At 53.2% G+C, this 24,809-nt stretch carries 12 protein-coding genes and 2 tRNA genes; 10 read left to right on the plus strand and 4 right to left on the minus strand.

The window, feature by feature from the left end:
- Positions 1–230 precede the first annotated feature (230 nt).
- The 5 genes from C12CBH8_RS01875 (at position 231) to recG (ending at position 10,764) form a co-directional block, all read left to right on the plus strand.
- Positions 231–4,496 carry a glycosyl hydrolase 2 galactose-binding domain-containing protein gene (locus C12CBH8_RS01875; protein ID WP_215533409.1) on the plus strand — a complete coding sequence of 1,422 codons (4,266 nt, stop codon included), beginning with the start codon at positions 231–233 and terminating at the stop codon, positions 4,494–4,496.
- 256 nt (positions 4,497–4,752) lie between these two features.
- Complete coding sequence (locus tag C12CBH8_RS01880) at positions 4,753–6,267, plus strand: ABC transporter substrate-binding protein (RefSeq protein ID WP_171846327.1); 1,515 nt, start codon at positions 4,753–4,755, stop codon at positions 6,265–6,267.
- 240 nt (positions 6,268–6,507) lie between these two features.
- Entirely contained in the window at positions 6,508–6,882 is a 375-nt protein-coding gene (locus C12CBH8_RS01885) for an Asp23/Gls24 family envelope stress response protein (RefSeq protein WP_215533410.1), read from the plus strand.
- Between the two features lie 83 nt (positions 6,883–6,965).
- Positions 6,966–8,618, plus strand: a complete 1,653-nt coding sequence (locus tag C12CBH8_RS01890) for a DAK2 domain-containing protein (protein WP_215533411.1) — start codon at positions 6,966–6,968, stop codon at positions 8,616–8,618.
- A gap of 103 nt (positions 8,619–8,721) precedes the next feature.
- Entirely contained in the window at positions 8,722–10,764 is a 2,043-nt protein-coding gene (gene recG / locus C12CBH8_RS01895) for an ATP-dependent DNA helicase RecG (RefSeq protein ID WP_215533412.1), read from the plus strand.
- 73 nt (positions 10,765–10,837) lie between these two features.
- On the opposite strand, the gene C12CBH8_RS01900 is transcribed toward recG, so the two are convergent.
- Entirely contained in the window at positions 10,838–12,499 is a 1,662-nt protein-coding gene (locus C12CBH8_RS01900; RefSeq protein WP_099323123.1) for a Na/Pi cotransporter family protein, read from the minus strand.
- 277 nt (positions 12,500–12,776) lie between these two features.
- Here C12CBH8_RS01900 and C12CBH8_RS01905 point away from each other — a divergent pair, with 277 nt between their 5' ends.
- The 4 genes from C12CBH8_RS01905 (at position 12,777) to C12CBH8_RS01920 (ending at position 16,996) form a co-directional block, all read left to right on the plus strand.
- On the plus strand, positions 12,777–15,986 hold the full coding sequence (locus tag C12CBH8_RS01905; RefSeq protein ID WP_215533413.1) for an efflux RND transporter permease subunit: 3,210 nt from the start codon (positions 12,777–12,779) through the stop codon (positions 15,984–15,986).
- Positions 15,987–15,991: 5 nt separating this feature from the next.
- Positions 15,992–16,600, plus strand: a complete 609-nt coding sequence (locus tag C12CBH8_RS01910; RefSeq protein ID WP_215533414.1) for a TetR/AcrR family transcriptional regulator — start codon at positions 15,992–15,994, stop codon at positions 16,598–16,600.
- A 202-nt stretch (positions 16,601–16,802) separates the two neighbouring features.
- Positions 16,803–16,876 (plus strand) — tRNA-Gln (locus C12CBH8_RS01915).
- Positions 16,877–16,919: 43 nt separating this feature from the next.
- Positions 16,920–16,996: transfer RNA gene (locus C12CBH8_RS01920), tRNA-Pro, on the plus strand.
- Between the two features lie 421 nt (positions 16,997–17,417).
- On the opposite strand, the gene C12CBH8_RS01925 is transcribed toward C12CBH8_RS01920, so the two are convergent.
- The gene (locus C12CBH8_RS01925) at positions 17,418–22,229 is read right to left on the minus strand and encodes a family 78 glycoside hydrolase catalytic domain (protein ID WP_215533415.1); all 4,812 of its coding nucleotides are present in this window, start codon (positions 22,227–22,229) and stop codon (positions 17,418–17,420) included.
- 398 nt (positions 22,230–22,627) lie between these two features.
- Between C12CBH8_RS01925 and C12CBH8_RS01930 the strand changes: the two genes are divergently transcribed.
- Positions 22,628–22,807, plus strand: coding sequence for a hypothetical protein (locus tag C12CBH8_RS01930; RefSeq protein ID WP_090265670.1), 180 nt, complete (start codon positions 22,628–22,630; stop codon positions 22,805–22,807).
- A 178-nt stretch (positions 22,808–22,985) separates the two neighbouring features.
- Here C12CBH8_RS01930 and C12CBH8_RS01935 read toward each other — a convergent pair whose 3' ends face one another.
- On the minus strand, positions 22,986–23,426 hold the full coding sequence (locus tag C12CBH8_RS01935; protein WP_215533416.1) for an acetolactate synthase: 441 nt from the start codon (positions 23,424–23,426) through the stop codon (positions 22,986–22,988).
- 53 nt (positions 23,427–23,479) lie between these two features.
- On the minus strand, positions 23,480–24,781 hold the full coding sequence (locus tag C12CBH8_RS01940) for a phenylacetate--CoA ligase family protein (protein WP_215533417.1): 1,302 nt from the start codon (positions 24,779–24,781) through the stop codon (positions 23,480–23,482).
- Positions 24,782–24,809 lie beyond the last annotated feature (28 nt).

Raw genomic sequence — 24,809 nt, forward strand, 5'->3', positions numbered from 1 at the left:
ATTTTATTATTATAATTTATAATATAAATGAATGTTTTAGCTAATTATTTTATAAAATAATTAAAATAACTAGTTGACATATAGGTACAAAAAGAATATAGTAAAAATCGAGAGAATAGAAGAGGGAGGAGGCGCCTTTTTAAAAGGCGTTATTTTAATGCAGGAAGGGGGATCGTATTCAAGTTAGGGAAGCGTTTTAGAAAGCAAGAACCAGAAAAGGAGAAAACATCATGAAAAAGAGCCGAAGAATCTTAAGCATAGGCCTTGCCTTGACAATGGTAGCCGGCATGATGATTTCCACCTCCCCCGTCTCCACAGCTACACTGTCGTCGGGAGAAGAGCGAAACCTTGCTTACCATCGCATGGCCTATCAATCCAGCGCTGTGGACTTTAATGAAACCGCCCAGCTTATTACCGACGGTATCGTAGGTGAGGACATCACCTGGTCGGCGCCTACGCTGACTTCCCCATCGGGATCCACCAGCGGCATGTTTGACGACATGATCTATTCCGGAGGCAGCGGAAGCGCTTCGGAAGAGAATCCCCTGATTTTGCAGTTTACGCCGAGTAAGCCCACCGCAGTCACGCGGTATGATATCTCGGCCCGCGCCGGCAGCAATGCCCCCGGCAACTGGACGTTTGAAGGGTCTCAGGACGGGGAAAATTGGGACGTGCTGGATACCGTAGAGGGCAATACCTTTGATACATACCGGTCCAACGGCAGTTGGGCCACACTGGACTTCCCCATTGACAACCAGACAGTTTATTCCTATTACCGGTTGAGGATCACCGGATCGGCCACTGGAAGCGGTTATCTCAACGTGGCGGAGGTAGACTTCTTTGAATCGTCGAAATACGGAGATTATGTCAACCTCAAATACTCCCCCTTTGTCAGCCGCTGGACAAGCGAAGGCGCCGGGGAACAGTGGGTGTACGTGGACTTAGGGGCCGAGAGCACCTTTGATGAGCTGCGTCTCACCTGGAGCGAGGAAAATTACGCCACCAAGTATCAGATTCAGGTGTCCGACGACGCGGAGAATTGGAAAACCGTTGCAAACGTCAAGAATCAGAAGGGCGGCGCCGTTTCCAACAAGATTCCCACCAAGACGGCTCGTTATGTTCGCGTGCTGATGGAAGAAAGCGCGGGGGACAAGTATAGCCTCCAGGAGATGGAGGTCATCGGGACCAACGATCTCTCCTATACCATCGATCCCATGCCGGGCGAGAGCGAGGACGGAACCCAGCCCCTCACCGGAGGCAACTGGAAAGTGGAGCGGGAAAGTGCCATTGGGGACGTCAACGGAGAAGAAGTGGCGTCGGCTTCCTATGACGATTCCACATGGCTGCCGGCCGTAGTACCCGGCACGGTTTTGACCTCTTATCTGGAAGCGGGAGCCGTTCCGGACACCAATGTCAGCGACAATCAGTTGGCGGTATCCGACTCCTATTTCCGGTCCAACTTCTGGTACCGCAACAATTTTGTAGTGCCAAAGGAAAAACAGGGACAAAAGGTCCTGTTAAACTTCGATGCCGTCAGCTGGAAGGCGGTTGTGTACTTCAACGGCCAGGAACTGGGCGAAATCAACGGCGCCTATACCCGCGGACAATTTGACGTAACCGATCTTGTCAACTACGGGGAAAAGAACTACTTGGCCGTGCGCATCATCGCACCGGAGCATCCTGGACTGACCACCTGTCAGGATGCCGATACCACCAACACCAACGGCGGTATGCTGGGAGCCGACAACCCCTCCATCCACGCATCGGTGGGATGGGACTGGGTACCCACCATCCGCGGCCGCAACATCGGCCTTTACGATGATGTCTTCCTCAGCTATCGGGAAGGGGACATCCACCTGACCGATCCGTGGATTGAAACGGTGTTCGACAAAGACGACGAGGGCAATGTAGACTTGTCCAAGGCCCACCTGACGGTACGGACCGAAGTCACCAATCCCACCGACTCCGAAAAGACAGCCACCGTCCAAGGAACCATCCAGCCCGGCAACATCGACTTCTCCCAGGGCAATATCACCTTGGCGGCCGGGGAGACCAAGGAAGTCGCCATCCAGGTGGATGTGGATGAGCCACAGGTCTGGTGGCCCAATACCTACGGCGATCAGCCGCTTTACACCTGTGAAATCCAGTCGGCAACCGGATCGTCCTGGTGGCCCACTATTGAAGATACCCAGACCTTCCAGTTTGGCATCCGTCAGCTGGAATTCACGCGCACAGGCGAGCAGGGAAGCGGATGGGGCTCCTCCAACAGCTCGGCCCTGAACCTGTACTGCAACGGCGTGCGCATCTTCCTCAAGGGCGGCAACTGGGGCATGGACGATTCCAACCTGGCGGCCGATGCGGAAGATTACGACACCAAGGTCCGCCTCCACGCCGAGGCCAATTTTACCATGATCCGCAACTGGGTGGGTCAGACCTGGAAAGAGGAATTCTACGATGCCTGCGACAAATACGGCATCCTGATCTGGGACGATTTCTGGCTTGCCAACCCCTCCGACGGCCCCGATCCTGTGGATCGCGAGATGTTCTTTGACAACGCCACCGATAAGATCAAGAGAAATCGGAAGCATCCCAGCGAAGCCATCTACTGCGCCCGCAATGAAGGCATCCCGCCTGCCGATATCCAGGAATTCCTGACCAGCACCGTCGCCGGCAAAGCCAACATCGGCAACGACGGCGTGGAAGAGGTGGGCTCCTTGGACGGCAGCCGTTATTACGTCAAGGCCTCCAACAAAGAGGACTTCGGCATCAACGGCGAGGGTCCCTATACCGTCCAGACTCCGCGCAACTATTTCTCCAGCAGCAATGCCGGCGCCAATCCTCAGCTGCACACCGAGCGCGGCATGCCCAATTTCCCGGCCTATGAAAGCATCTCCAAGATGTTGGGCGAGGATCATCAATGGCCCATGGACGATGTGTGGGGCATCCACGACTTTGCCAACAGCGGCGCCCAGAACGCCCGCCAGTTTAAGAGCTTTATGTACGCCTACGAAGCCGAGGAAAATATCGATAACTTAAAGGATTTCTCCCGCATCGCTCAGATGGTCAACTACGAAGGCCATAAAGCCATGTTTGAATCCTTTGCCGAGGACAATTCCAGCGGCCTCCTGATGTGGATGAGCCAGTCGGCCTGGCCGTCGACAGTATGGCAGATCTACGACTATTACTACGACACCAATGCCGGATACTACGCGTTAAAGACAGCCAGCCAACCTCTCAACATCATCTGGAACCCGACTCAGGAATCGGCACAAAACGAGACGGTCGGCCCCATGTACAATCCCAATCCCAACACCATCTCCATCACCAACGACACCGGGAAGGAATACACCGATCTGACCGCCCGCATACGCATTTACGACATGAACGGCAACCTGCTCAGCACCCAGGAGGAGACGGCTGAAACCATAGCGGTAGACGAAGTGAAGCCTATGTTTGCCGTGGAATGGCCCACAGGAGAGGACGTCACACCCATTAAGTTCATGCAGTGTGAGATCGTGGATGCCGACGGCAGCATCCTGGCCAGCAATTTCTATTGGGAGAACACCGAATCCTACCGGGACTACCAGGCCATGAGTACCTTGGAACAGGCCCAGCTGGATGGACAGGTCCTGTCGGTCGATACCGAGGGCGATGTTTACCGTTACACCATTCAGGTGAGCAACAACACCGAGATTCCCGCCGTCATGACCCGCGTCAAGACCATGCAGCCCGACGGGACGGAATTGGTGCTCCCCACCTACTATTCCGACAACTATTTTGCCCTGATGCCCGGCCAAACCAAGGAGATCTCCGTGGAGTTCGACAAAGATAAACTCCAAGGGGAAGCGCCCATCTTCAAGATGGAAGGCTTCAATACCGCCGAAGCCCAAATCGAAGCAAAGGAAGAATTCGAGATCACGGTAGAGACCGATAAAGATTCCTATCTCACCAATGAGAGCATCATCATGACCATCGTGACTCCCGACGATGTGGATCGCGTGGGCCTGAAGAACGAGAGAGGAAAATATCTGGGGATCCAGAAGATGGCTGTCCGAGTGGAGCCTGGACGCCGGATCTGGACCGTCACTACCAGCGTGGGTACGGCCGGCGACAACCGTCAGATCAGCGTTGTGGTGCACACCGCCGACGGATGGAGCGATCCAGTAGCCACCGCTACAATTGATGTAAGCATCGCGCCGCCGGAGGTAGAACCCAAGCTGCTAGAGGTATCGGCTGACAAATACAATGCAGGGGTCAATGAAGACATCATTGTCACTGTGGAAACCACCACCAGTGTGGAAAAGATAAGCCTTCAAAATGAACGGGGCAAAGGCTTTGGATGCACGGTCCTAAGCAAAGAGGATCGCGGGGACGTCCGCACTTGGAAGATCAAGTTCTGCATTGGCACAGCCGGAAACCGTCAGGTAACGGTGCTCGGAAAATGGGAAGGAGGCCTCTTGGAGGATACCCTCCCGCTCAACTTTGTCATCCGGTAAGGAGGCATTGCTTATTTTACTGAGGTAGAATAGAAATTTTAAGGAGGCCTTTTACAGCGCCCTGCCGCATTCCGGAGATGCGGCAGGGCGTCTTTTCTGGAGGCTTTGAGGGAGAAATTCAGGAAACCCGGTTGAATCTGGGAAGGGGATGGGCTATAATAAATTTATGCGGCGGCGAGTTCTCAGGGCTCGACGTCTGTTTTGTTTCAGAAGGAAAACCGACTCTTTTGCTTTTGGTATAGAAAGGAATGACCCAATGAATCGTTGGATCACAAAGACAGCTATTGTGCTGGCGGTATGCCTCAGCTTCAGCGGATGCAGCATGCTGGAGGACGGAGCATCCAGCAGCGCAGAGAGCAGCCAAGTATCGTCCGTCTCGTCTCAGCCGGAAGAACAGGAGGGTGTGATCAAGCAGTCGGTGCTCAAGATCAGTTATGACAGCGGCGATTCTCTCAATCCCTACACCGCCCAAAACCGGCTCAATCTGGATTTGTCCACCTTGCTTTATTCCTCTCTGGTCCGGCTGGATGCCTCTTTGAATCCCAGCTATGATCTGGCGTCGGATATTCAATTGGACGGTACACAGTGCATCGTCACCCTGCGGGAGGCCCTGTTTTCCGATGGATCGACGGTAACGGCCGAAGATGTGGTGGCTTCGATGCAGCTGGCCATGGAAAGTACTACCTACAGCGGGCGGTTTCAAAACGTGGACTCGGTACAAGCACAAGACGGCAATGTGGCAATTCATCTGAAGAGCGCCGATCCGTACTTTGTCAGCACGCTGGATTTTCCCATCATCAAGCAGGGGACAGAGGAATCCCCGGTGGGAAGCGGCAGATATGTGTATGAAAAGGACAGCGCATCGGCAAAGCTGACGGCCAATCCCAACTACTACGGCGGGGAGATGTCGCTGAGCACTATTGAACTCGTCCATATGGCCGATCAGGAGGCCATCCAACACGCGTTGGAGATTAATATGCTGAGCTTTTACGTCACCGATCTTTCAGACGGCTCCACTCCAGGGCGTTTTGCGGCCGCAACCCAGCAGCTCCAGCTCCCCAATCTGGTGTATGCCGCTATTTCGCCCAAGCTGGATTCCACCGAGACGTCTGCCATAAAACGCGCTATCTCCCTGGCCGTCGATAGGGAACAGATGGCGCTGCAAGCCTATTCCAGCTATGCCGCAGCAGCTACGACACCCTTTATGCCGGGATGGACGGGCATCCAGGAGGTGGAGGGCTGGAGTAGTACCGCCGACACCAAAACCGCACAGGAGCTGCTCAATGCAGAAGGGTATCAGAGGGAGGAGGCAACTTCCCCATTAACGAAGGACGGCAAGACGTTGACGGTGGAGATCCTGGTCAATGAGGAAAACACCGCCCGTGTACAGATTGCCCAATTGATGGCCCAGTCCTTGAATGATCTGGGCATGAGCGCGTCGGTCAACTCCTTGCCCTTTGACCAGTACCAGACAGCCATTGAACGCGGCAAATACGACCTTTACATCGGTGAGATGAAACTCTCCCCCAACATGGATTTATCCGCTTTGGTGGAGGGGGATGCCCAAGCAAAGGAACAGTTTGACACCCTGCGTTCCGGCGGCATTACCATGCAGCAATATGTGGATGGATTTGAGGAAAATCCGCCGTTTCTCCCGCTGTGTTACCGCAAGGGGATGATGGCCTATTCCCGCAACATCGGCGGCGTGGAGAACTCCTCTTACGCCGATCCCTTCCGTGGAATTGAGTCCTGGACTCTGGGAGGCAATTGAGGATCGGGATTTTTCCTAAAAATTGGGCAAACTTGTATAGAAGTAAGGAAAATGACTTGCTTTTTCTCTAGTCAATTTGTTAAAATAAAAGAGTAAAACCATTTGCCCTATTCCGTGAAGCGGAGGGGATTGAAATGAATTGTAACCTCCAATCCCGCATCGGATAGCCGACTCCGTCTATTTTGCCGGGATAAGGCATGTTTGAACCATTGCTGTAATAGTTAATAGAGGAGGCATTTCATGATCAAGCTGGAAAATGCGTGGGGGACGATTTCCATCTCTCAAAGGTATTTTACCAAGCTGGTGGCCCATGTGGTATCCTCCTGCTATGGCGTGGCCGATTTAGAGGCCAGAAGTCCGGCGCAGGAGCTTAAGACCTTTGTGGGCGGCAGCGTGCCGGATAAAGGAATCCGCGTGTGGTCGGATCATGAGGGCCTGTTTGTGGATGTGCATATTGCCGTGACCTATGGGGTCAATATCGCAGCCATCAGTCAGAGCATTGTGGAAAAGGTAGGCTATGAGGTGGAACGAGCCGCAGGTCTGCCGGTGAAGAAGGTCCATGTGTATGTGGATAAATTGGTCAAAGCGTCTCAGGATGCCTCAGGGCTTGATTGAAGGAATTAAGGTACCGATGAGCATCGGTGAAGGACGGCCTTGTTTTCGGACGAGGCCTGCGATATGAGGAGGGAGTTCTCTAAGTGATTACAGGTGCACAGTTGCGGGACGCGTACATCTCGGCGTCCAACTTGATTGGCAATGAAAAGCAGAAGGTGGATGAACTGAATATTTTCCCTGTTCCCGATGGGGATACAGGTACCAATATGTCTATGACCATCGCTTCGGCGGCCCGGGAGGTATCCCGATTTGAGGACGGCGGTATCGGCCAGTGCGCCAGTATAGCAGCATCGGCATTGCTGCGCGGCGCCCGAGGAAATTCCGGCGTTATTTTGTCTCTTTTATTCCGCGGCTTTGCCAAGGGACTTAAGGATGTCACAGAGGCGGGCGGACAGCAGCTGGCCGATGCCTTGGCCATTGGGGTGGAGGCGGCTTATGGAGCCGTCATGAAGCCCACGGAAGGCACCATCCTGACGGTGGCCCGAGTGGCGGCGGAAGAAGGAAAGAGCGCCGCCGTCAAGGGGGCATCGGCGGTAGAGGTGTGGGAAGCTATGTGCGAGGGCGCCCATCGGGCGCTGGCAGCCACTCCGGAGCTTCTCCCTGTGTTAAAGAAGGCGGGCGTGGTGGATGCCGGCGGCAAGGGACTGACCTTGATTTTAGAGGGCATGCTGTCGGTGTTCCAAAAGGGGATCGTCATCCCATCGGAGAACGTGGAAGAGCAGCAGCCGGAAGTATCGGTCAAACGTGCTGTAGCTGAATGGGAAGGCGAGATCACCTTCACTTACTGCACGGAATTCATCGTGGGCCGCGGGGATCAAAAGGCAGAAGAAGACGCTAAGAATCTGAGGGCTTATTTGGAATCCATCGGCGACTGTGTGGTTGTGGTGGACGACGATGAGATCATTAAGGTACACGTCCACACCGATGGACCGGGCAATGCGTTACAGGAGGGCCTGAAATACGGCCAGCTGCTCACGGTGAAAATTGAGAATATGCGGGAACAAAAGCGCCGTGCCGAGGAAGAAGCTGCGGCAGCAAAACCTGAAAAACAAAGGCTGGAGCGTGCAGAGCCGGAGAATGACGTGGGATTTGTAGCGGTATCGGCAGGGGAAGGAATCAACGGGCTTTTCCGCGATTTGGGATGCGATCAGATTGTCAGCGGCGGCCAGACCATGAATCCTTCCACAGAAGATATCTTGGAAGCGGTCCAGGCGGTGCCGGCTAAGACGGTGTACGTCCTGCCCAACAATAAGAACATCATTATGGCGGCCGAACAGTCGGTGGAATTGGCCGACCGGAAGGTAGTGGTGGTGCCTACCCGTACCATTCCGCAGGGCCTTTCGGCTATGCTGAGTTTTGATCCCGACCGTCCGCAAGAGGAGAATCTGCTGGATATGGTGCGGGCAGCCGAACATGTATCCACCGGCCAGGTCACTTTTGCCGCCCGTGATTCGGAATACGACGGCCATCGGATCAAAGAAGGGGAGATCATCGCCCTCAACAACGGCAAATTGACCTTCTCGGAAAAGACACCTGTGAAAGCCGTCACAAAGCTTGCGAAGACCATGATTAAGAAGGATTCCAGCTTTGTCACCATCATCTATGGGGAAGGCATCACCGATGAAGAGGCCGAAGAAGCACGCAGTGTCATTGCATCCAAGGCGGGTGATAACGTAGAAGTCACCATGGTAAACGGCGGCCAACCCATTTATTATTTTATTCTGTCGGTGGAATAAGCGTCTGGTAGCACTTTGATAGGGGGGAGGTTCCCAGGCTGTGGCGATACAGCTTGAGGGCTTCCCCTTTTTTAACGGAGTCCTGGAAAGGAGGGGAATCAGAATGGAGAAAAAGGAAACCCGTTCCATCCGTACACTCAAGGGGGTGGGAGAACAGCGGGCGGCAAAATACGCGAAGCTGGGTATTGAGACAGTGGAGGATTTGCTTCATCACTATCCCCGCAGCTATGAGGACTGGAGTGTTCTGACCCCTCTGGCCGAAGCGGTATCTGATACGGTATGCTGTATCCAAGCCGAAGCAATGTCAGCTCCGGCAGCTCATTATATCCGCAAGGGCATGACGCTCTACCAATTCATGGCAGTGGATGGGGCGGCTAAAATGAAGGTCACCATCTTTAACAACCGATTTGCCGCCGACCGCATCCGGGCGGGACATAACTATCTTTTTTACGGCAAAGTCACCGTCCGGGGCAGGACGAGGGAGATGAGCTCCCCTGAGATCCAGCCTGCTGAGATGGGGGCCAGTATCCGCCCGGTCTATCCACAGACCGAGGGTCTCTCCAGCCGCATGATTGAGACGGCGGTACGTCAGGCGTTCTACGTGTGGGAGGATGGCCTTTCCGACCCCTTGCCGGAGGCTTTGCGTCAAGAGTACGCATTGTGCCACCTCCGCTATGCCATAAGAAACGTTCATTTTCCAAAATCACATGAGACGTTGGCTGTAGCACGTCGGAGATTGGTGTTTGAGGAGCTACTGGTTCTGCAGCTGGGTATGGCCATGCTGCGCAGTCGGGGGCGGAATGGACAGGCGCCGAAATTGAATGTGGATAAAAGCAAAGAGTTCTTTTCCATGCTCCCCTTTGCACCTACCGATGCCCAACGCCGGGCGGTATCCGAGGCCGTAGAGGACATGCGAACCGGCATCCCCATGAGCCGGCTGCTGCAAGGGGATGTGGGATCGGGTAAGACGGCAGTGGCAGCCGCGTTGTGTCACACAGCGGCCGCCAATGGTTGGCAGAGTGCGCTGATGGCGCCTACCGGGATCTTGGCCGAACAACATTATCAGTCTCTGCGGGAATTGCTGGAACCCGCCGGCGTTCGAGTGGCTTTGCTGACAGGCTCCACCACCGCCGCCCAGAAGCGGGATATCCTGGAGCAACTGAAGGAGGGAACCATCCAATTGGCAGTGGGGACTCATGCCCTGCTGCAAGAATCGGTGGTGTTTCAAAATCTGGGATTGGTCATCACCGATGAGCAGCACCGCTTTGGTGTAGAACAACGTGCAGCGCTTGCATCAAAGGGCCAAAATACCCATGTCTACGTCATGTCGGCCACCCCGATCCCCCGGACGTTGGCCTTGATGATCTACGGGGACCTGGACATCTCGGTTCTGGATGAGCTTCCCCCCGGCCGCAAACCGGTGGCCACCTATGCCATTGATTCGAAAAAACGGATGCGGGCGCTGGGATTTGTCAAAAAGCATCTGGACGAAGGATACCAGGCCTACATCGTGTGCCCTTTGGTGGAGGAGGGGGAGGGGGATCTCAAAGCTGCCCAGCAGTATGCCCGATCTCTGGAGCAGGGGCCGCTGCGGGACTACCAAATCGGATTGGTGCACGGGCGCATGAAGCCTTCGGAGAAGGATAAAGTCATGGCCGATTTCTCATCCGGGAAGGTACAATTGCTGGTATCCACTACTGTTATCGAAGTGGGAGTCAACGTCCCCAACGCTGTGATTATGGTGGTGGAGAACGCCGAACGGTTTGGCCTCTCCCAGCTGCACCAGCTGCGGGGACGAGTGGGGCGTGGAAATGTACAGTCCCATTGCATTTTGATTTCCGATGCCCAGAACGAACAAGCCAAACGCCGCATGTGGATCATGAGCCATCTGAGCGACGGATTTCAAATTGCCGAGGAGGATTTAAAGCTGCGAGGACCCGGCGACTTCTTTGGACAGCGTCAGCACGGCCTTCCAGCCTTAAAGATTGCCGACATGGCGTCCGATATGGCGGTGTTGCGGGAGGCCCAGGAGGCCGCTCACGCCATTCTCAAAGACGATCCCAATCTAGAGGCTTCTCAATATGAAGGGCTCCGCCGGGAGGTAGAAGGGCTGTTCGCCCAGGTGGGGGAACAAGGGTTAAATTAGAAAAGATAAGGCCGAAGGACATGTGAAATGCGTCCTTCGGCCTTTTTCATAGGAAATAAAATAACGTCTAACGTCACTGATGGATTTTTGCGCCGTTGTGGATGGAGAAGGCGATGTTGGTGGCATGATCGGCCACCCGTTCCAAATTGGTCAGCAGATCCAAAAAGACAGCGCCCTGTTCAGGAGTACACTTGCGTTTGGTCAGGCGCTTGATATGATTGTTGCGGAACGCTTCATTGCAGCGGTCGATGTCCTCTTCCGAACGGGTGATGGTCTGAGCCAGAGATTCGTCGTACACCCGGGATCGGAACATGTGCAGCGCCTCGTCCAACAGGACTTCCACCCGCAAGGTCAGCTCTTTGATTTCCTTGGCGGCGGTGTCGGAGAACTTGACTTTGCGGCTGTACATTTCATCGGCTGCATCCACGATATTTTCCGCATGATCGCCGATGCGTTCAAAGTCGTTGACCGTGTGGAACAAAGCGCCCACTGTAGCGCTGTCCGAAGCGGTTAATTCCAAAGCGCTGATCTGGATGAGGTAGGCGGTGATTTCTTTGTTGAGATAATCCAGCACCTGCTCATTGGCCATGATGCGTTCCTTGAGCTCTGGGGAGGGCTGGTTGAAGTATTCCAGGGAATCGTGGAAATTCTGGCGGCTGAGCACTGCCATGCGTTCGGTCTCCTTGATGACCTGCCCCACGGCGATGGGAGGGGTCTTGAGGATGCGGCGGTCCAGGTACTGCACCTGCATGGGCTCGATTTCCTTTTTGTCCTTGCCGGGCACCAAAGCGGTAGCCATACGGACCAGCAGGGGAGATGCCGGCAACAGCACCAAGGTGGTGACAATGTTAAAGATAATGTGGGCATTGGCGATCTGCTGTGCCGCGTTGCCGGGGCTTAAAGATTCCACCATATTGACAAACCCGATGCCGGGGATGAGAACGATGGGGATAAACAGCAGTGTGCCGATGACATTAAAGAGCAGATGCAAAATAGCGGCACGGCGAGCTGTCTTGTTGGCGCCGATGGAAGAGATCAGAGCGGTGACGCAGGTGCCGATATTCTGGCCGCACAGCACGAAGATCGCGCCGTCCAACCCGATAAGGCCCTGCATAGCCAAAGCCTGCAAAATCCCCACCGAGGCCGAGGAACTCTGGATAATGGCGGTAAACAAAGCGCCCACCAGGATGCCGATAAGAGGGTTTTTAAAGGAAGTCAGGAGATTGACAAATTCCGGCACCTGCTGAAGGGGTTCCATAGCGGTGCTCATGGTGGTCAAGCCCAAGAACAGGATGCCCAGTCCGCCCACCACCTGGCCAATATGGCTCAAGGTGGACTTTTTGCTGAACATGATGAAAATAACGCCCACAAAAATAAACAGAGGGGCAAAGTCAGTAAAGGCGAAACCGCCGATGCGGAAGGCAATGATCTGGGAAGTGACGGTGGTACCGATATTGGCGCCCATGATGACGCCGGCGGCTTGGCTCAAGGTCATGAGGCCGGCGTTGACGAAGCCGATGACCATGACGGTAGTGGCCGAGGAACTCTGGATAACAGCAGTGACGAGAAAACCCACCAGCACGCCCATAAGGCGATTAGTGGTCAGTGCGGACAGGAGTTTTTTCAGCTTGGAACCGGCGGCTAATTCAAGGCCATCGCCCATAAGGCGCATGCCGTAAAGGAAAAGCCCCAGGCCGCCCAACATCAGAAGAATGTCAGCCAAACCAAATTGCATTTCATTTCCCCCAAACATCTTTGTTTGCTTTTTACTTTCTTTTTACAAAAATCTTACCATTCTAAATTGTACACGATCCGACAACCCGTGACAAGGGAAAACTTGCAATTTTCTCAAGTGGATTTTTCATCTATCTTTCATCAGGATCCCAAAAGGAAAATGAGACAATTGTCCCCTATTAAGCATTGACAGAAAGGAAAGATTTTTCTATAATCAAATCTACAGATTTCCGACCGACCGGTCGGTCGGGATCCATTGGATGAATTGAGGTGCCTGTATGCTGTCAAAATTTAGTGTCAAAAAGCCATTTACTGTGGTGGTTGGGATTGTCATCGTGCTGATTTTGGGATTTGTGTCCTACAGCAAGATGACCATTGACCTGCTGCCCAGTATGAACATGCCATATGCCCTGGTGACCACCACCTATGCCGGGGCGTCGCCGGAGGAGGTGGAGATGTCTGTCACCGAGCCGGTGGAACAGGCCATGGCCTCGGTGGGCAACGTTAAAAACGTCAGTTCGGTGTCCAGCGAGAACTCCTCCATGGTCATCCTGGAATTTTCCCAGGATGCCAACATGGACACTGCCCTCATCGAGATGCGGGAGAGCTTGGACCTGATTTCCTCGTATCTGCCCGATGGAGTGGGTTCTCCTATTATTATGAAGATGAACCCGGACATGATGCCTGTTATGGCGGTATCGGCCTCCATGGAAGGGGAAGATATTTCTCATTCCTCCCAGACCATTGAGGAGAAGATCGTACCGGAGCTGGAAAGCGTCAGCGGCGTGGCATCGGTGAGCACCGAAGGGGCTTTGGAAAATATGGTGCAGGTCACCGTCAACAGCCAGAAGGTGGACGAGGTCAATGAGAGCATCCGGGAGGCCGTGGAGGCCGCCCAGAAGAAAATCATGGAAGAAGCCATGGCCCAGCAGGGGATAGGAGGGATGACTTTGCCGTCCGGAGGGGATTCCATGCCCTCTGCGGAACAGGGTACGTCCGACTCCATTCCCCAGGTGGACGTCACAGCCGATATGCTGGAGGGCATTTTGCAGGGGCAGAATTTCAGCATGCCCACCGGCAATGTGGAACAAGACGGCGTCAGCTATCTGGTGCGAACCGGGGACAAAATCGCCGACCTGGACGAATTGAAAAACCTGGTGGTCATGGACCTGTCCATCGACGGGATGGATCCCATCCGGCTGGAAGATGTGGCCGACGTCGTCACCACCGACAATTCTGCCGATCTTTTCACCAAAGTCAACGGCGAGGACGCCATTGTACTCATGATGCAAAAACAGCCGGAGTATTCCACTGCCGAGGTGGCTGAGAATATCCGGAATCAAATGGAGTCTTTGCAGCAGGAACACGAGGGCCTGCAAATGACCACCCTGATGGATCAGGGTATTTACGTCAACATGATGATCGATACCATTCTTCAAAATCTGATCATCGGCGGACTTCTGGCCATTTTAATCCTGTTGTTGTTCCTCAAGAGCATCAAGCCCACCTTTATTGTGGGACTTTCCATTGTCATCAGCGTCATCGGCGCTTTTGTGCTCATGTACTTCTGCGGCGTCACGCTCAATATCATCTCCATGAGCGGCCTCGCGTTGGGCGTGGGCATGTTGGTGGATAACTCCATTGTGGTCATCGAGAACATCTACCGCATGCGTGCCGACGGCAAAGGCGTCAAGGAGGCGGCCATCGACGGCGCCAAACAGGTGGCCGGCGCCATCACAGCCTCCACCATCACCACCATCGCCGTCTTTTTACCCATCGTCTTTACCGAAGGCATTACCCGGCAGATCTTTGCCGATATGGGTTTGACCATCGCTTTCTCACTGTTGGCCAGCCTGGCGGTGGCGCTGACGCTGGTTCCCATGGCTTCTTCGGTGATGCTCAGGAAACAGGTGGAGAAAAAGCACGGATTGTTTGACAAAATGGTGGGCGCCTATGAAAAGAGCCTGCGGTTCAGTCTGGGGCATCGATGGATCGTCATTGTGCTGGTGTTGGGATTATTCGGTGGTTCCATCGCAGCCGCCCTCAATATGGGCACGGAATTGTTCCCTGCAACCGATACCGGTGAAATCAGTGTGTCTGCCGGCATTCCAGACGACATGGATAACGACCAGATTCATCAGAACCTGGACGATTTGTCCAACACCCTGGCCGATATCCCAGAGGTGGAGACAGTGGGCGTGCTGTATACCAGCCAAAGCGGCGGCACCAGTATCCTGTCCATGATGGGCGGGGGCGGAGCTACCCTCTACGTCCAGCTCAGTGAGGACCGGAATCGGACGACCAATCAGATTACCCAGGATATCCGGGACAAAACGGCCGGCATTCCCTTGGAGATCGAAGTATCGGGTGAATCCATGGATATGAGCGCCATGACCGGGGGAAGTTTGTCGGTGGACGTCTATGCGGACGATATGGATACCCTGCGTCAGAGCGCCAGAGAAGTGGCCGATCTGCTGGGCGAAGTGGAAGGCGTAGTGGAAATCGACAACGGCTTGGGCAAGACCTCCCCGGAAAAACGCATTGTAGTGGACAAAGAAAAGAGTATGGCCCATGGCCTGACAGTGGCTCAAGTGTATAGCGCCGTCAGTGAATATGTGGCCACCGCCCGGTCTACCACTACCGTCGCTGACAACGGCATTGACTACGGCATCTACGTGGCGGATGATCGCAACACTCAGTTGACAGCCGATGAGTTGGGGGATATCGCTATTGAGACCCCCACTGGGGAAAGTGTCGCTGTATCCGATGTAGCCGACGTCGTAGACGCCGAAGGGCCCTCCTCCATCCGTCACGATAACCAGGAGCGCACCGTAGAGGTCAGCGCCTCTTTGGCCGATGGGTATAATGTGGGCAAGATCAACCAGGCGGTGCAGGAGAAACTGGATGGCCACACCTTCCCCCAAGGGGTAAGGGTAGACTTAGCCGGTCAAAATGAGATGATGCAATCGGCCTTCCAGGACCTGTTCCTCATGATGATTCTGGCTGTGGTGTTTATTTATCTCATCATGGTGGCTCAGTTCCAATCCCTGCTGTCCCCCTTCATCGTCATGTTCACCATCCCCTTGGGATTCACCGGCGGCATTGCAGCATTGCTCATAGCCGGTATGCCCATCAGCATTGTGGCGTTTGTGGGAATTATTATGCTGGCGGGTATTGTTGTTAACAACGGCATTGTGTTTGTGGACTATGTAAACCGTCTGCGTGCCGACGGAATGGATAAACGTGAGGCCCTGGTGACGGCTGGACGTCACCGTATCCGCCCCATTCTCATGACGGCCTTGACCACCATCATCGCCCTCTTGACAACTTGTCTGGACAGCAGTGCCAATGCCACCATGATGCAACCCATGGCCGTGACAGTGGTAGGCGGCCTGCTGTATGCTACCTTGTTGACCCTTTACTTTGTACCAGTGCTTTATGATTTGTTTGTCCGCAAGTCCAAAAAGAAAGAGGAGAAGGAAGGATAAAAACCATGGAACCCAAACGAAAGGCCATCTTAGAAGCCGCCCTCCGGATGCTGGATCGGGAACAAAATACCGCTGCCATCACCGTGGCGAGGATCGCTCAGGAGGCCGGGGTAGGCAAGGGAACGGTTTATGAATACTTCAGAAGCAAGGAAGAGATCCTTCTTCAATCGCTTTTTTACTATCTGGATCAGTTGTCCCAACAGTTGGAGGATCTGAATCTAGACGGAGGCTTCCGGGAGGGCTTTGATCAACTGATGGGATGTTTACAAAGATTGTCGGAACAATGCATCACCCTGGCGCGGTCGGTGGTATTAGGGAAAGCAGCTCAAGTGTGCCCATCCGATGTACCTGACGATTGGCAAGAACGCATCGGCCGGACCAACAAATTAGTGGTTGGTCAGTTTGATAACCTGGCAAAACAAGGTGTTCAAGAAGGAGCAATACCAGATTACTACCAGCGCATTGATTTGATCTACGCCTGTATGGGACTGATGACAGCTCTGGTGGATTACGGAAGCGGCCAAGGTAGTGTGTTACGTCAAGAAGGGCTGGAACAGAAACAGTTTTTAGACTTATGTCGTCGCCAATTTGTGCATGCATTGAGTTGCCCATAATAAAATAGGATCTATTTAAAATTAGGAAATTCCGGGGACTAAATCGAGTCTCCGGAATTTTTTGTTAAATCATTTATGTCATAAAACTTACCTTTGGAGATAAAAGCAGAAGCGGTGTGAAAGAGGGCACTATCCTCAAAAAAATGAGGAAAAGGGGTTGACAAACAGGGGAAATATGGGTATAATAAATATCGCTGTCCGATGCGGAATTGTGTAATGGTAGCACGGCAGACTCTGACTCTGTTTGTCTGGGTTCGAATCCTAGTTCCGCAGCCAGCATGAAAGCCTCCGTAATGTAGTGCGGAGGCTTTCATCACTTCGGGGTGTAGCTCAGTTTGGTAGAGCGCTTGGTTCGGGACCAAGAGGCCATGGGTTCAAGTCCCGTCACTCCGACCAATTTATGACAATCCGAACTCCATTGTCCAAATCGGTGAGGGGTTCGGATTTTTCATTTCTATCAGTAATACCCTAATCGAATCAAAAAAAGGATAAGGGCATAATAACTGTCCCTTATCCTTCTTTTATTTGGTTGCTAGATTTGATTTCTGTAATTAGTCCAGAACACAGAAACTAGTAACTTCACTAAAAACCAATATTTATTACTTTTATCAAGTGTTCCTGTAACCATTACCTCTTTATCGTCACGATAGGCATCACAAGCAAGCACGTGATTTGCAGGAGAAAGATGTAGAGTAATTGAACGCAACTGAATTACAACATTGCTTATCGGCTATAAACTGCTTTTTCCAATGCTTTTTATGATCCTTCAGATAAATAAAAAGGCACGGCCAACAGACCGTGCCTTTTCCCATATTGACTATTTAATACGAACGCTCGCTTCGGCCGAGACCCTGGATAATTCTCCATTGCCATTGACTGCATAGAAGGAGAAAATCCGATCTCCAGCTGTTCCGACCTCCATGGAGACGGTGAAAAGACGTTTTTCACCTTGCTCTTCGCAGCTTTCCACCCGGCAGGTGACGGCTTTTCCTCTTTCGTTCTTAACCACAATGCTTTCGGTATACTGATTTGTTTGGATCTCTACAGTAAACCGTTCGTTTACAGAAGCCTCTCTTGTCTGGACAGAAGCTTCATAAATCACTGCTTCCGGGACTTCAGGACGAACTACCTGGACGGAGAAATCAGCCAGTGCCGTCCAGACGCCGCCTTTGCGGGCCATCACCTGGATGGTTCGATCACCTGGGGTTTCTACTGCAGTCTGGATGGTCCAAATTTTCTCGTGGTCCTGGATGATGCTCTTTACTTTGGTAAGCCCTAAAGCCCGGCCATTTTCGTTGAAGAGAGTGATACCGTCGACCTCTTTCTCAGTCCGGATGGTTAAGGTAATGGTCTCTCCGGTGAGATAAGAATCTTTATCCGGGGTGACAATTTCCTCAGGTTCGGGGAGAGAATAGACCTCCATCTCACAGATTTGGAGGTGATAACTGTTGTTGTCGCTGGGCTTAGGACGCAGGCTGTCGGCACAAAGGCGGACATACCGGGCTTCCTGTGATGGGAAGGCAAAGGAAAGCGGACCGTATTCCGGCAGCGGATAGTCCTTGATATCATGTACGGTGCGCCATGTTGTACCGTCATCCGACAACTGGATCCGGAAGTCCACAGGGAATCCATAACTCAGCCATTTCTCCCCGTTCCATGAGCTGGAGGGATAGAATACCACATGGTTGACAGTTTGGACACTTCCCAAATCCACTTGCAGCCATTCAGCATGGTCCACAGAGGCCGATTGAGAACTACAATAACCTGCATATTCCCCTTCCTGAGGGCTGACGTTTTTCCGATCCCCATCGGTGGCGAACTGGAGTCCCCAACACCAATGAGGGCTTTCGTTGGTGGAAGAAGCTGACGGTTGTTTTCCAAGCGCTAGATTGGGATACATGGCTGTATCCAGTTGCTTATCAGCTTCTTGCAAGGATGTTATCATTTGATTTAAAGCAGAATCATCAGCAGAAAGATCCTCTACCATCTGTTTTGCCTCGGCGAGGACCGATTGATACGATTGCCAGGCATCCGGGAGATAATATCCCTCCAGGCGCATTTTCTGGCATTCGACGATGAGCTGACGCAATTGGATGCGGCTTTCGCTGCCAACCATGGCGGATAAGAATTCCCGGAGATTCTGTGCCGCTTCATTTACCTGTTGCTGGGAAGCGGAAGAGTCCTCCAAAACGCCTTTGGCCGATGCCACTTGAGCCTCCAACTGTTCTTTTGCCGACTCGTACAGCGGATCTTCCAGATAATCCTCTGCTTCCGCTACGATTTCCTCCAAGGCCAGACGATAAACTGAAATGAGATCGGTAGCGGTCTTAAATTCATAGGTGCCGGAGCCGACGGTGACACAGACTTGACCATCCTGAGCTTCCACCGAGCGGACCCCCTCCATATCGGTGGAGATCGGGGAGTCTCCAAGGATGACGTTTTCTTTGTCAGCGGTGGGGAAGAGGACAGCAGCCGTGGATCCGAAGGGAACGGTCACCTGCATGGAAGCAGTGCCGTCGTCATTGCGCTGCCAGGAGGAAGCGAGTTCTCCCCGCACGGTTTGTACGGTTGCGCTCACATCTTCCAGATCCCCGATGATTTCAGGGGAAATGGTAAAGGTCTGGTATCCGTTATCCACATCCTGAATGCCTGCCAGATGAGAATAGAACCATTCCTCGTAGGTTCCCAGGAAGTAGTGGTCAAAGGAACGGGTTGTGGCTTCCCACATCTCCCAGGTGGACTTGGAATCGGATTGCAGCCAGTAGCCCCAGCTGGGATAGGTGGTCTGGGTGGCGATGCGGTAGGCGATGTCCTCGTACCCATAATCACACAGGATGGGTAAGATATAGCGGGTGCCGACGCAACCGGTATCCAAATGATACTCTTTGTCGATGATGTCTTCCACCAAATGGGTCAAGACGCTTTCCACTCGATCCTCCGGCACCAAACCAAAGGCCAAGGGGACGAGATTGGACGTCTGGCGGTACTTGGTACGGTTGCCGATCTGTGTCCAGACAGTGGTCTCGTAGATGCCGGCCTGCTCGTTGTAGAACTTTTCATTGAAAGCTTGATAGATGTTTTCCATAGCCGAACGGTACTCGGCAGCATCATCTGTTTTGCCCAGATCATCGGCAAATTCCGCCATGGCTTCCAGCATGCCGTAGACAAAGGCCGTTCCCACGATGCCGGAACCTTCCGAACTATGTTCATCGTAATTCACATTGGGGTTGTTGCCGCCGATGGGGGAGACCCAGTCGGCCAAAGGATCGTCATCCCGCCAGACCCAATTGTTCTGGCTTACCTCTTGGATATCGCGCAGGGCAAATTGACGCATGGCGTCATACTGTTCCTCTGTATAGGCGCCTGTGCCAAAATAGCGTTCCAGATCCTGTACGCCGTAGACGAAAATGGTGTTCCAGACGGCCGCATTGGAAATGCCCCAGTTGGCGGTGGGGACCATTTGCGGGACAAGACCATATTGTTCCTGGCAATCCTCCATGACCTCAATCCATCCTGGGAGGGTGGCAGGCATATCAAAGGTAAACATCATAGAGCCGAGCGAGACGTTGGCGTCTCCCAGCCAGCCGTTTTTCTCCAGCATGGGATCGCAGTGCTCGCCTTGGAAGTTGTCGGTCATAGCCACGCGCATGCTCTGGTGCAGGCGGTTGAACATCTCATTGGAGCTCTCGAATTCCGAGATGACCTCCACATCATTGGACACGCGGTAGATCACCACATCGTCTTTGGTGAGTTCTCCATCGTAGCCGTCGATCTGGACATACTCAAATCCTTTGTAGCTGAATTTGGGCTCATAGGATTCAGGGGCATTGCCGGAGGCATAGTAGATATCCTGCTGGAAATAGGCATGGGGATACCAACTGCTTAATTCGCCGTCGTCGCCGCCGTACTTGTGGACCGATCCATCCTCATCCAGCTTTTGGCCGTAGGTGATGGTGATTTTATCGCCTGCGTCTTGCTGGATGTTCTTGAGAAGGATCCATCCGGAGACCATTTCAGGACTTTCGATCCGGTAAGAACCTTCCCCTAGCTTGACGATTTCCTCCGGTTCGAAGGAGGCGACTTTGCTTACGGGAGCTTTCATTTGGGCTTCCAGGGTTCCCGAAGGCGTCTTGGCCACGGAGGCCGACTGCCAGGAGCTGTCGTCATAACCAGCGGAGGCATACCCAGTCATTTCCTTGCGGGCGTCGTAGACGTCCCCGTAGTACATACTGTTGGAGGCAATGGGGCCGTCGTTGGTGGAGGCCCAGGAGGGATCCGAAACAATGGTTTCGGAAGTGTTGTCCTGATACCGGATGTCCAGCCGGAACATCAATTTGGGATCGTCCCGCCATGCCGCGGTTCCCCAGTTCCAAACGCCGCCGATTTCGTTGTAGTAGCTGTTGCCCAGCTCCACGCCGATGGCGTTGCCGCCCTCTTGAAGCAGGGAGGTCACATCAAAGGTGCGGTACAGGACAGCTTGGTCATACTGTGTGATAAAGGGATTGAGGACGCTGTCATCCGGCGCCTTCTCATTGAGCTTCAGGTCAAAAAATCCCAGTCCGCAGATGTATGCATAAGCCTCTTTGACGGGCTTATCGATTTCAAAGTCTTTGCGCAGCAAAACAGCGGCGCGGGATCCAACCGCTTTGAGGGATACGCCGGTTCCCCAGGGGCTGGAACCAAAGGCGACCGCCTGATCGGGAGTGCCCCATGCGCTGTCGTCGTAGCCGATGTTTTGCCAGCCATCGGTGGCATGGGACGAAACCTTCCAAGTTTGGTCGGAGGAATGGGTATCCTGGCTGCCGTCGGAATAGGTGATCCGGATGTTGGCGATCATGCCGGCGTAACCGACAGTGGCGTTGGTGGCACGGACGGCCACCACATTTTCTCCAGGGACAAGTCCGTCGACTTGGTTATAAAAACTGCCGTCCGACCAGAGGTCGATGGAGCCCACTTCCTTGCCGTTGAGATAAATGGTGGCATTGTCGTCCACTGTGTAGGCCAGTTCAAACCGTTCCACCGATTTCCCCTCCGGGATGGCAAACGAGAACCGGAAATACTGGGTTCCCGCCGCCGCACCTTCGAAGGGATCACTTCCCCTGTTCCAAATCCAATTGGCGCCGGTCAGGCCCACGTCACACTGCTCTTGAGGGAAGCCGATCCATTGCCCTTCCCAGTTTCCATCCAGGATGCCGGTGGAGAAACGGTGTACTTCACTGGAGGCTTGTCCGCCCCGATGGCTCCATACCGTGACCTTCCAGAAATAGGTGGTCCGGCTGTTCAACGCGGGGCCGCTGTAGGCGATGTCGACGGTATCTTCGCCGGCGATTTTGCCGGAGTCCCAGACGGTACCCTTCCCCTGGGCGGCATCCTCTTCGTCGGTTGCAAGCACAATCTGGTAAGAATCCTGCTTATCGTCTTTGGCGCTTCCTGAGACAACCCAGCTAAAGACGGGATCCTTATCAATTCCCAACGGATCGGTCAAGGAACAAACCTTTAGGTTGTTCACTTGGATCTCAGCAATGGCTCCATTGGCCGATGCACCCAGGTTTGCCCACGGGGTGACAGCCAGGGGGACGAGCAATACGATGGACAGCAAGATTCCCAAAGCCTGTTTCCACCACTTCATTTGTTCCACTCCTTTTGACTTTTCTTTTTCATAAAAGCAGATGATATGGACGGGTCACATCATTGCGTTTTAGCTTAGTAGTACAAGAAAATGCCTTTTATAACCTATTGTAAATTACAAATCGGATATGTCAATATAATTTCTGCCTAAATAGAAACAAAATTATATTTTATATATCAAAAAAGCACAATGTAGTCCAAAACGCATATCAACTGAGATGGAGTGGATCTTGTTGTGAGGGAAAAATTAACGGAGCTTGCAGGTGATGTGGGATAAAAAGGAAGAATCATTTGCCGCATTTTGTGGGGATGGAACAGCCGCTGACGAATTGTGGAACAAGAGGGCCTGCCGTGACATATGCTAAGAATGAACCAAGCATGGATTGGAGGTTTTCACCGATGAACATTTACCGCTGTTCCGATCCGGAACAAAATCCCATTTCCCACTGGTTTTCCGAGCCCAACAACGCACCTGCTCTGGATGCCGTGATGAAGGAGATGATGCCGGATCACAAACAGGAGGAAGCCGAGACAGACGGCTTTTTCCCGTCCTTTTATCGTCCGTCCGGGATGATGTAATGCCAGAGAGGGGGATGGTTCTGTCCGGCATTTTGCGGAAAGAACGTCCGCCCTATTAGATTCAACATACCTGCCGCTTATCCTGAGCGGTCTGTAAAACCAGAGTATCCCAAAAACAAAAAGCATGGCCATCTCTTGGATGGTCATGCTTTTTGTTTTACAGCAGGAATTGTTACATTTAGTCGGCAAACAGGTCCGACAATTCACTTTGACAGATGAGACGGACGCCGCTTTTGTTCAGTACTTCGCACGCTTTTTCCGTGTCGGCCACCCGCACGATCATATAGGCCCGGTCCCTGCGGCGGGAGGTGAAAGCATAGGTGTATTCCAAATTAATATCGTTTTGGTCCAGCAGATCCAGAATGTGAACCAGACTGCCCGGCTGATCAGGGATCTCCACGGCCAGAACCGGCGTGATGGAGAAAATATATCCCGCTTCTTTCAGGACGCAGGCGGCCTTGTAAGAGTCATCCACGATGGTGCGCAGAACGCCGAAGTCCTGGGCATCGGCCATAGAGAGGGCGTGCATATTGATGTGGTTCTGATGGAGGAGGCGGGTAAATTCGGCCACTTGGCCAGGTTTATTCTCTATAAATACAGAGAGTTGCTTGGCTGTCATACCATTGGCTCCTTTCGATGGGTATTGTAATGAAGATAAGAAAGGGAATAAAATCAGTACAAATTTCGCTTGTCGATGATGCGTACGGCTTTGCCCTCGCTGCGGGCGATGCTCTTGGGGGCCACTAGCTTGACCACGGCATAGATGCCCAGCATAGCTTTGAGAGCATCCACCAATTCCTTTTCCCTTGCCGAGACTTGGGACAAGGCGTCGGAGAACATCTCCGGCGTCATCTCCACCTGGACCTCCAGGCGATCGCTGTTATTCTCACGGCTGACCACGATCTGGTAGTTGGCAGGATATCCCTGGTTGAGCAGCACCGTCTCGATCTGGGACGGGAAGACATTGACGCCCTTGACAATCAGCATATCGTCGCTGCGGCCCATGGGTTTGGACATTTTCACATGCGTGCGTCCGCAGGAACACTTCTCCCGGGTCAGGACGCACAGATCCCGTGTCCGATAGCGGATGAGGGGGAAGGCCTCCTTGGTGATGCTGGTGAACACCAATTCGCCTTTCTCGCCGTCGGGCAGCACCTCACCGGTGACAGGGTTGATGATCTCGGCGATGAAGTGGTCTTCATTGATGTGCATGCCGGTTTGTTCACAGCACTCAAAAGAGACGCCGGGGCCGGAAATTTCAGTCAGCCCATAGATATCATATGCTTTGATATTTAATTTTTTCTCAATATCCCGGCGCATTTCTTCCGTCCAGGCCTCGGCGCCGAAGATGCCGGCTTTGAGCTTGATCTGATCCTGAAGGCCGCGTTCGCAGATGGTTTCTCCTAAATAGGCGGCGTAAGAGGGCGTACAGCACAGGATGGTGGAGCCCAAGTCGCACATAAACTGGATCTGGCGGTCGGTGTTGCCCGAGGACATGGGAAGGGTTAAAGAGCCCACTTTATGGGAACCGCCGTTGAGGCCGGGGCCGCCGGTGAAAAGGCCGTAACCATAGCAGACGTGTACCACATCATCCTTGGTGCCGCCTGCGGCCACGATGGCGCGGGCACAGCAGTCGTCCCAGAGATCGATGTCATGCTGGGTGTAGAATGCCACGACACGGCGTCCGGTGGTGCCGCTGGTGGACTGGATGCGCACGCAGTCGTGAAGAGGAGCTGCCATGAGTCCGTAAGGATAAGCATCCCGCAGATCGCTTTTGGTGAGGAAGGGGAGCTTGTGGAGATCGTCCACCGAGCGGATATCGTCGGGTGTGACGCCCTTTTTATCCATCATATCCCGATAATAGGGCACATTTTTGTAGACCCGCTGCACTGTTTGCACGAGACGTTCATCCTGCCATGCACGGATCTGTTCCCGAGAGGCGCATTCGATCTCGGGCTGGTAATAGTTTGGCATGCGAAACAAACCCTTTCTTTTCTATTTT

The organism is Solibaculum mannosilyticum (assembly GCF_015140235.1).
GTDB classification, from domain to species: Bacteria; Bacillota; Clostridia; order Oscillospirales; family Acutalibacteraceae; genus Solibaculum; species Solibaculum mannosilyticum.

What these genes read in the sequence shown, in the direction of transcription:
- C12CBH8_RS01885 (WP_215533410.1), top strand. Translation starts at nt 6,508, where the DNA reads ATGATCAAGCTGGAAAATGCGTGGGGGACGATTTCCATCTCTCAAAGG.
- C12CBH8_RS01940 (WP_215533417.1), bottom strand. Translation starts at nt 24,781, where the DNA reads ATGCCAAACTATTACCAGCCCGAGATCGAATGCGCCTCTCGGGAACAG.
- recG (WP_215533412.1), top strand. Translation starts at nt 8,722, where the DNA reads ATGGAGAAAAAGGAAACCCGTTCCATCCGTACACTCAAGGGGGTGGGA.
- C12CBH8_RS01905 (WP_215533413.1), top strand. Translation starts at nt 12,777, where the DNA reads ATGCTGTCAAAATTTAGTGTCAAAAAGCCATTTACTGTGGTGGTTGGG.
- C12CBH8_RS01935 (WP_215533416.1), bottom strand. Translation starts at nt 23,426, where the DNA reads ATGACAGCCAAGCAACTCTCTGTATTTATAGAGAATAAACCTGGCCAA.
- C12CBH8_RS01930 (WP_090265670.1), top strand. Translation starts at nt 22,628, where the DNA reads ATGAACATTTACCGCTGTTCCGATCCGGAACAAAATCCCATTTCCCAC.
- C12CBH8_RS01925 (WP_215533415.1), bottom strand. Translation starts at nt 22,229, where the DNA reads ATGAAGTGGTGGAAACAGGCTTTGGGAATCTTGCTGTCCATCGTATTG.
- C12CBH8_RS01910 (WP_215533414.1), top strand. Translation starts at nt 15,992, where the DNA reads ATGGAACCCAAACGAAAGGCCATCTTAGAAGCCGCCCTCCGGATGCTG.
- C12CBH8_RS01900 (WP_099323123.1), bottom strand. Translation starts at nt 12,499, where the DNA reads ATGCAATTTGGTTTGGCTGACATTCTTCTGATGTTGGGCGGCCTGGGG.
- C12CBH8_RS01880 (WP_171846327.1), top strand. Translation starts at nt 4,753, where the DNA reads ATGAATCGTTGGATCACAAAGACAGCTATTGTGCTGGCGGTATGCCTC.
- C12CBH8_RS01875 (WP_215533409.1), top strand. Translation starts at nt 231, where the DNA reads ATGAAAAAGAGCCGAAGAATCTTAAGCATAGGCCTTGCCTTGACAATG.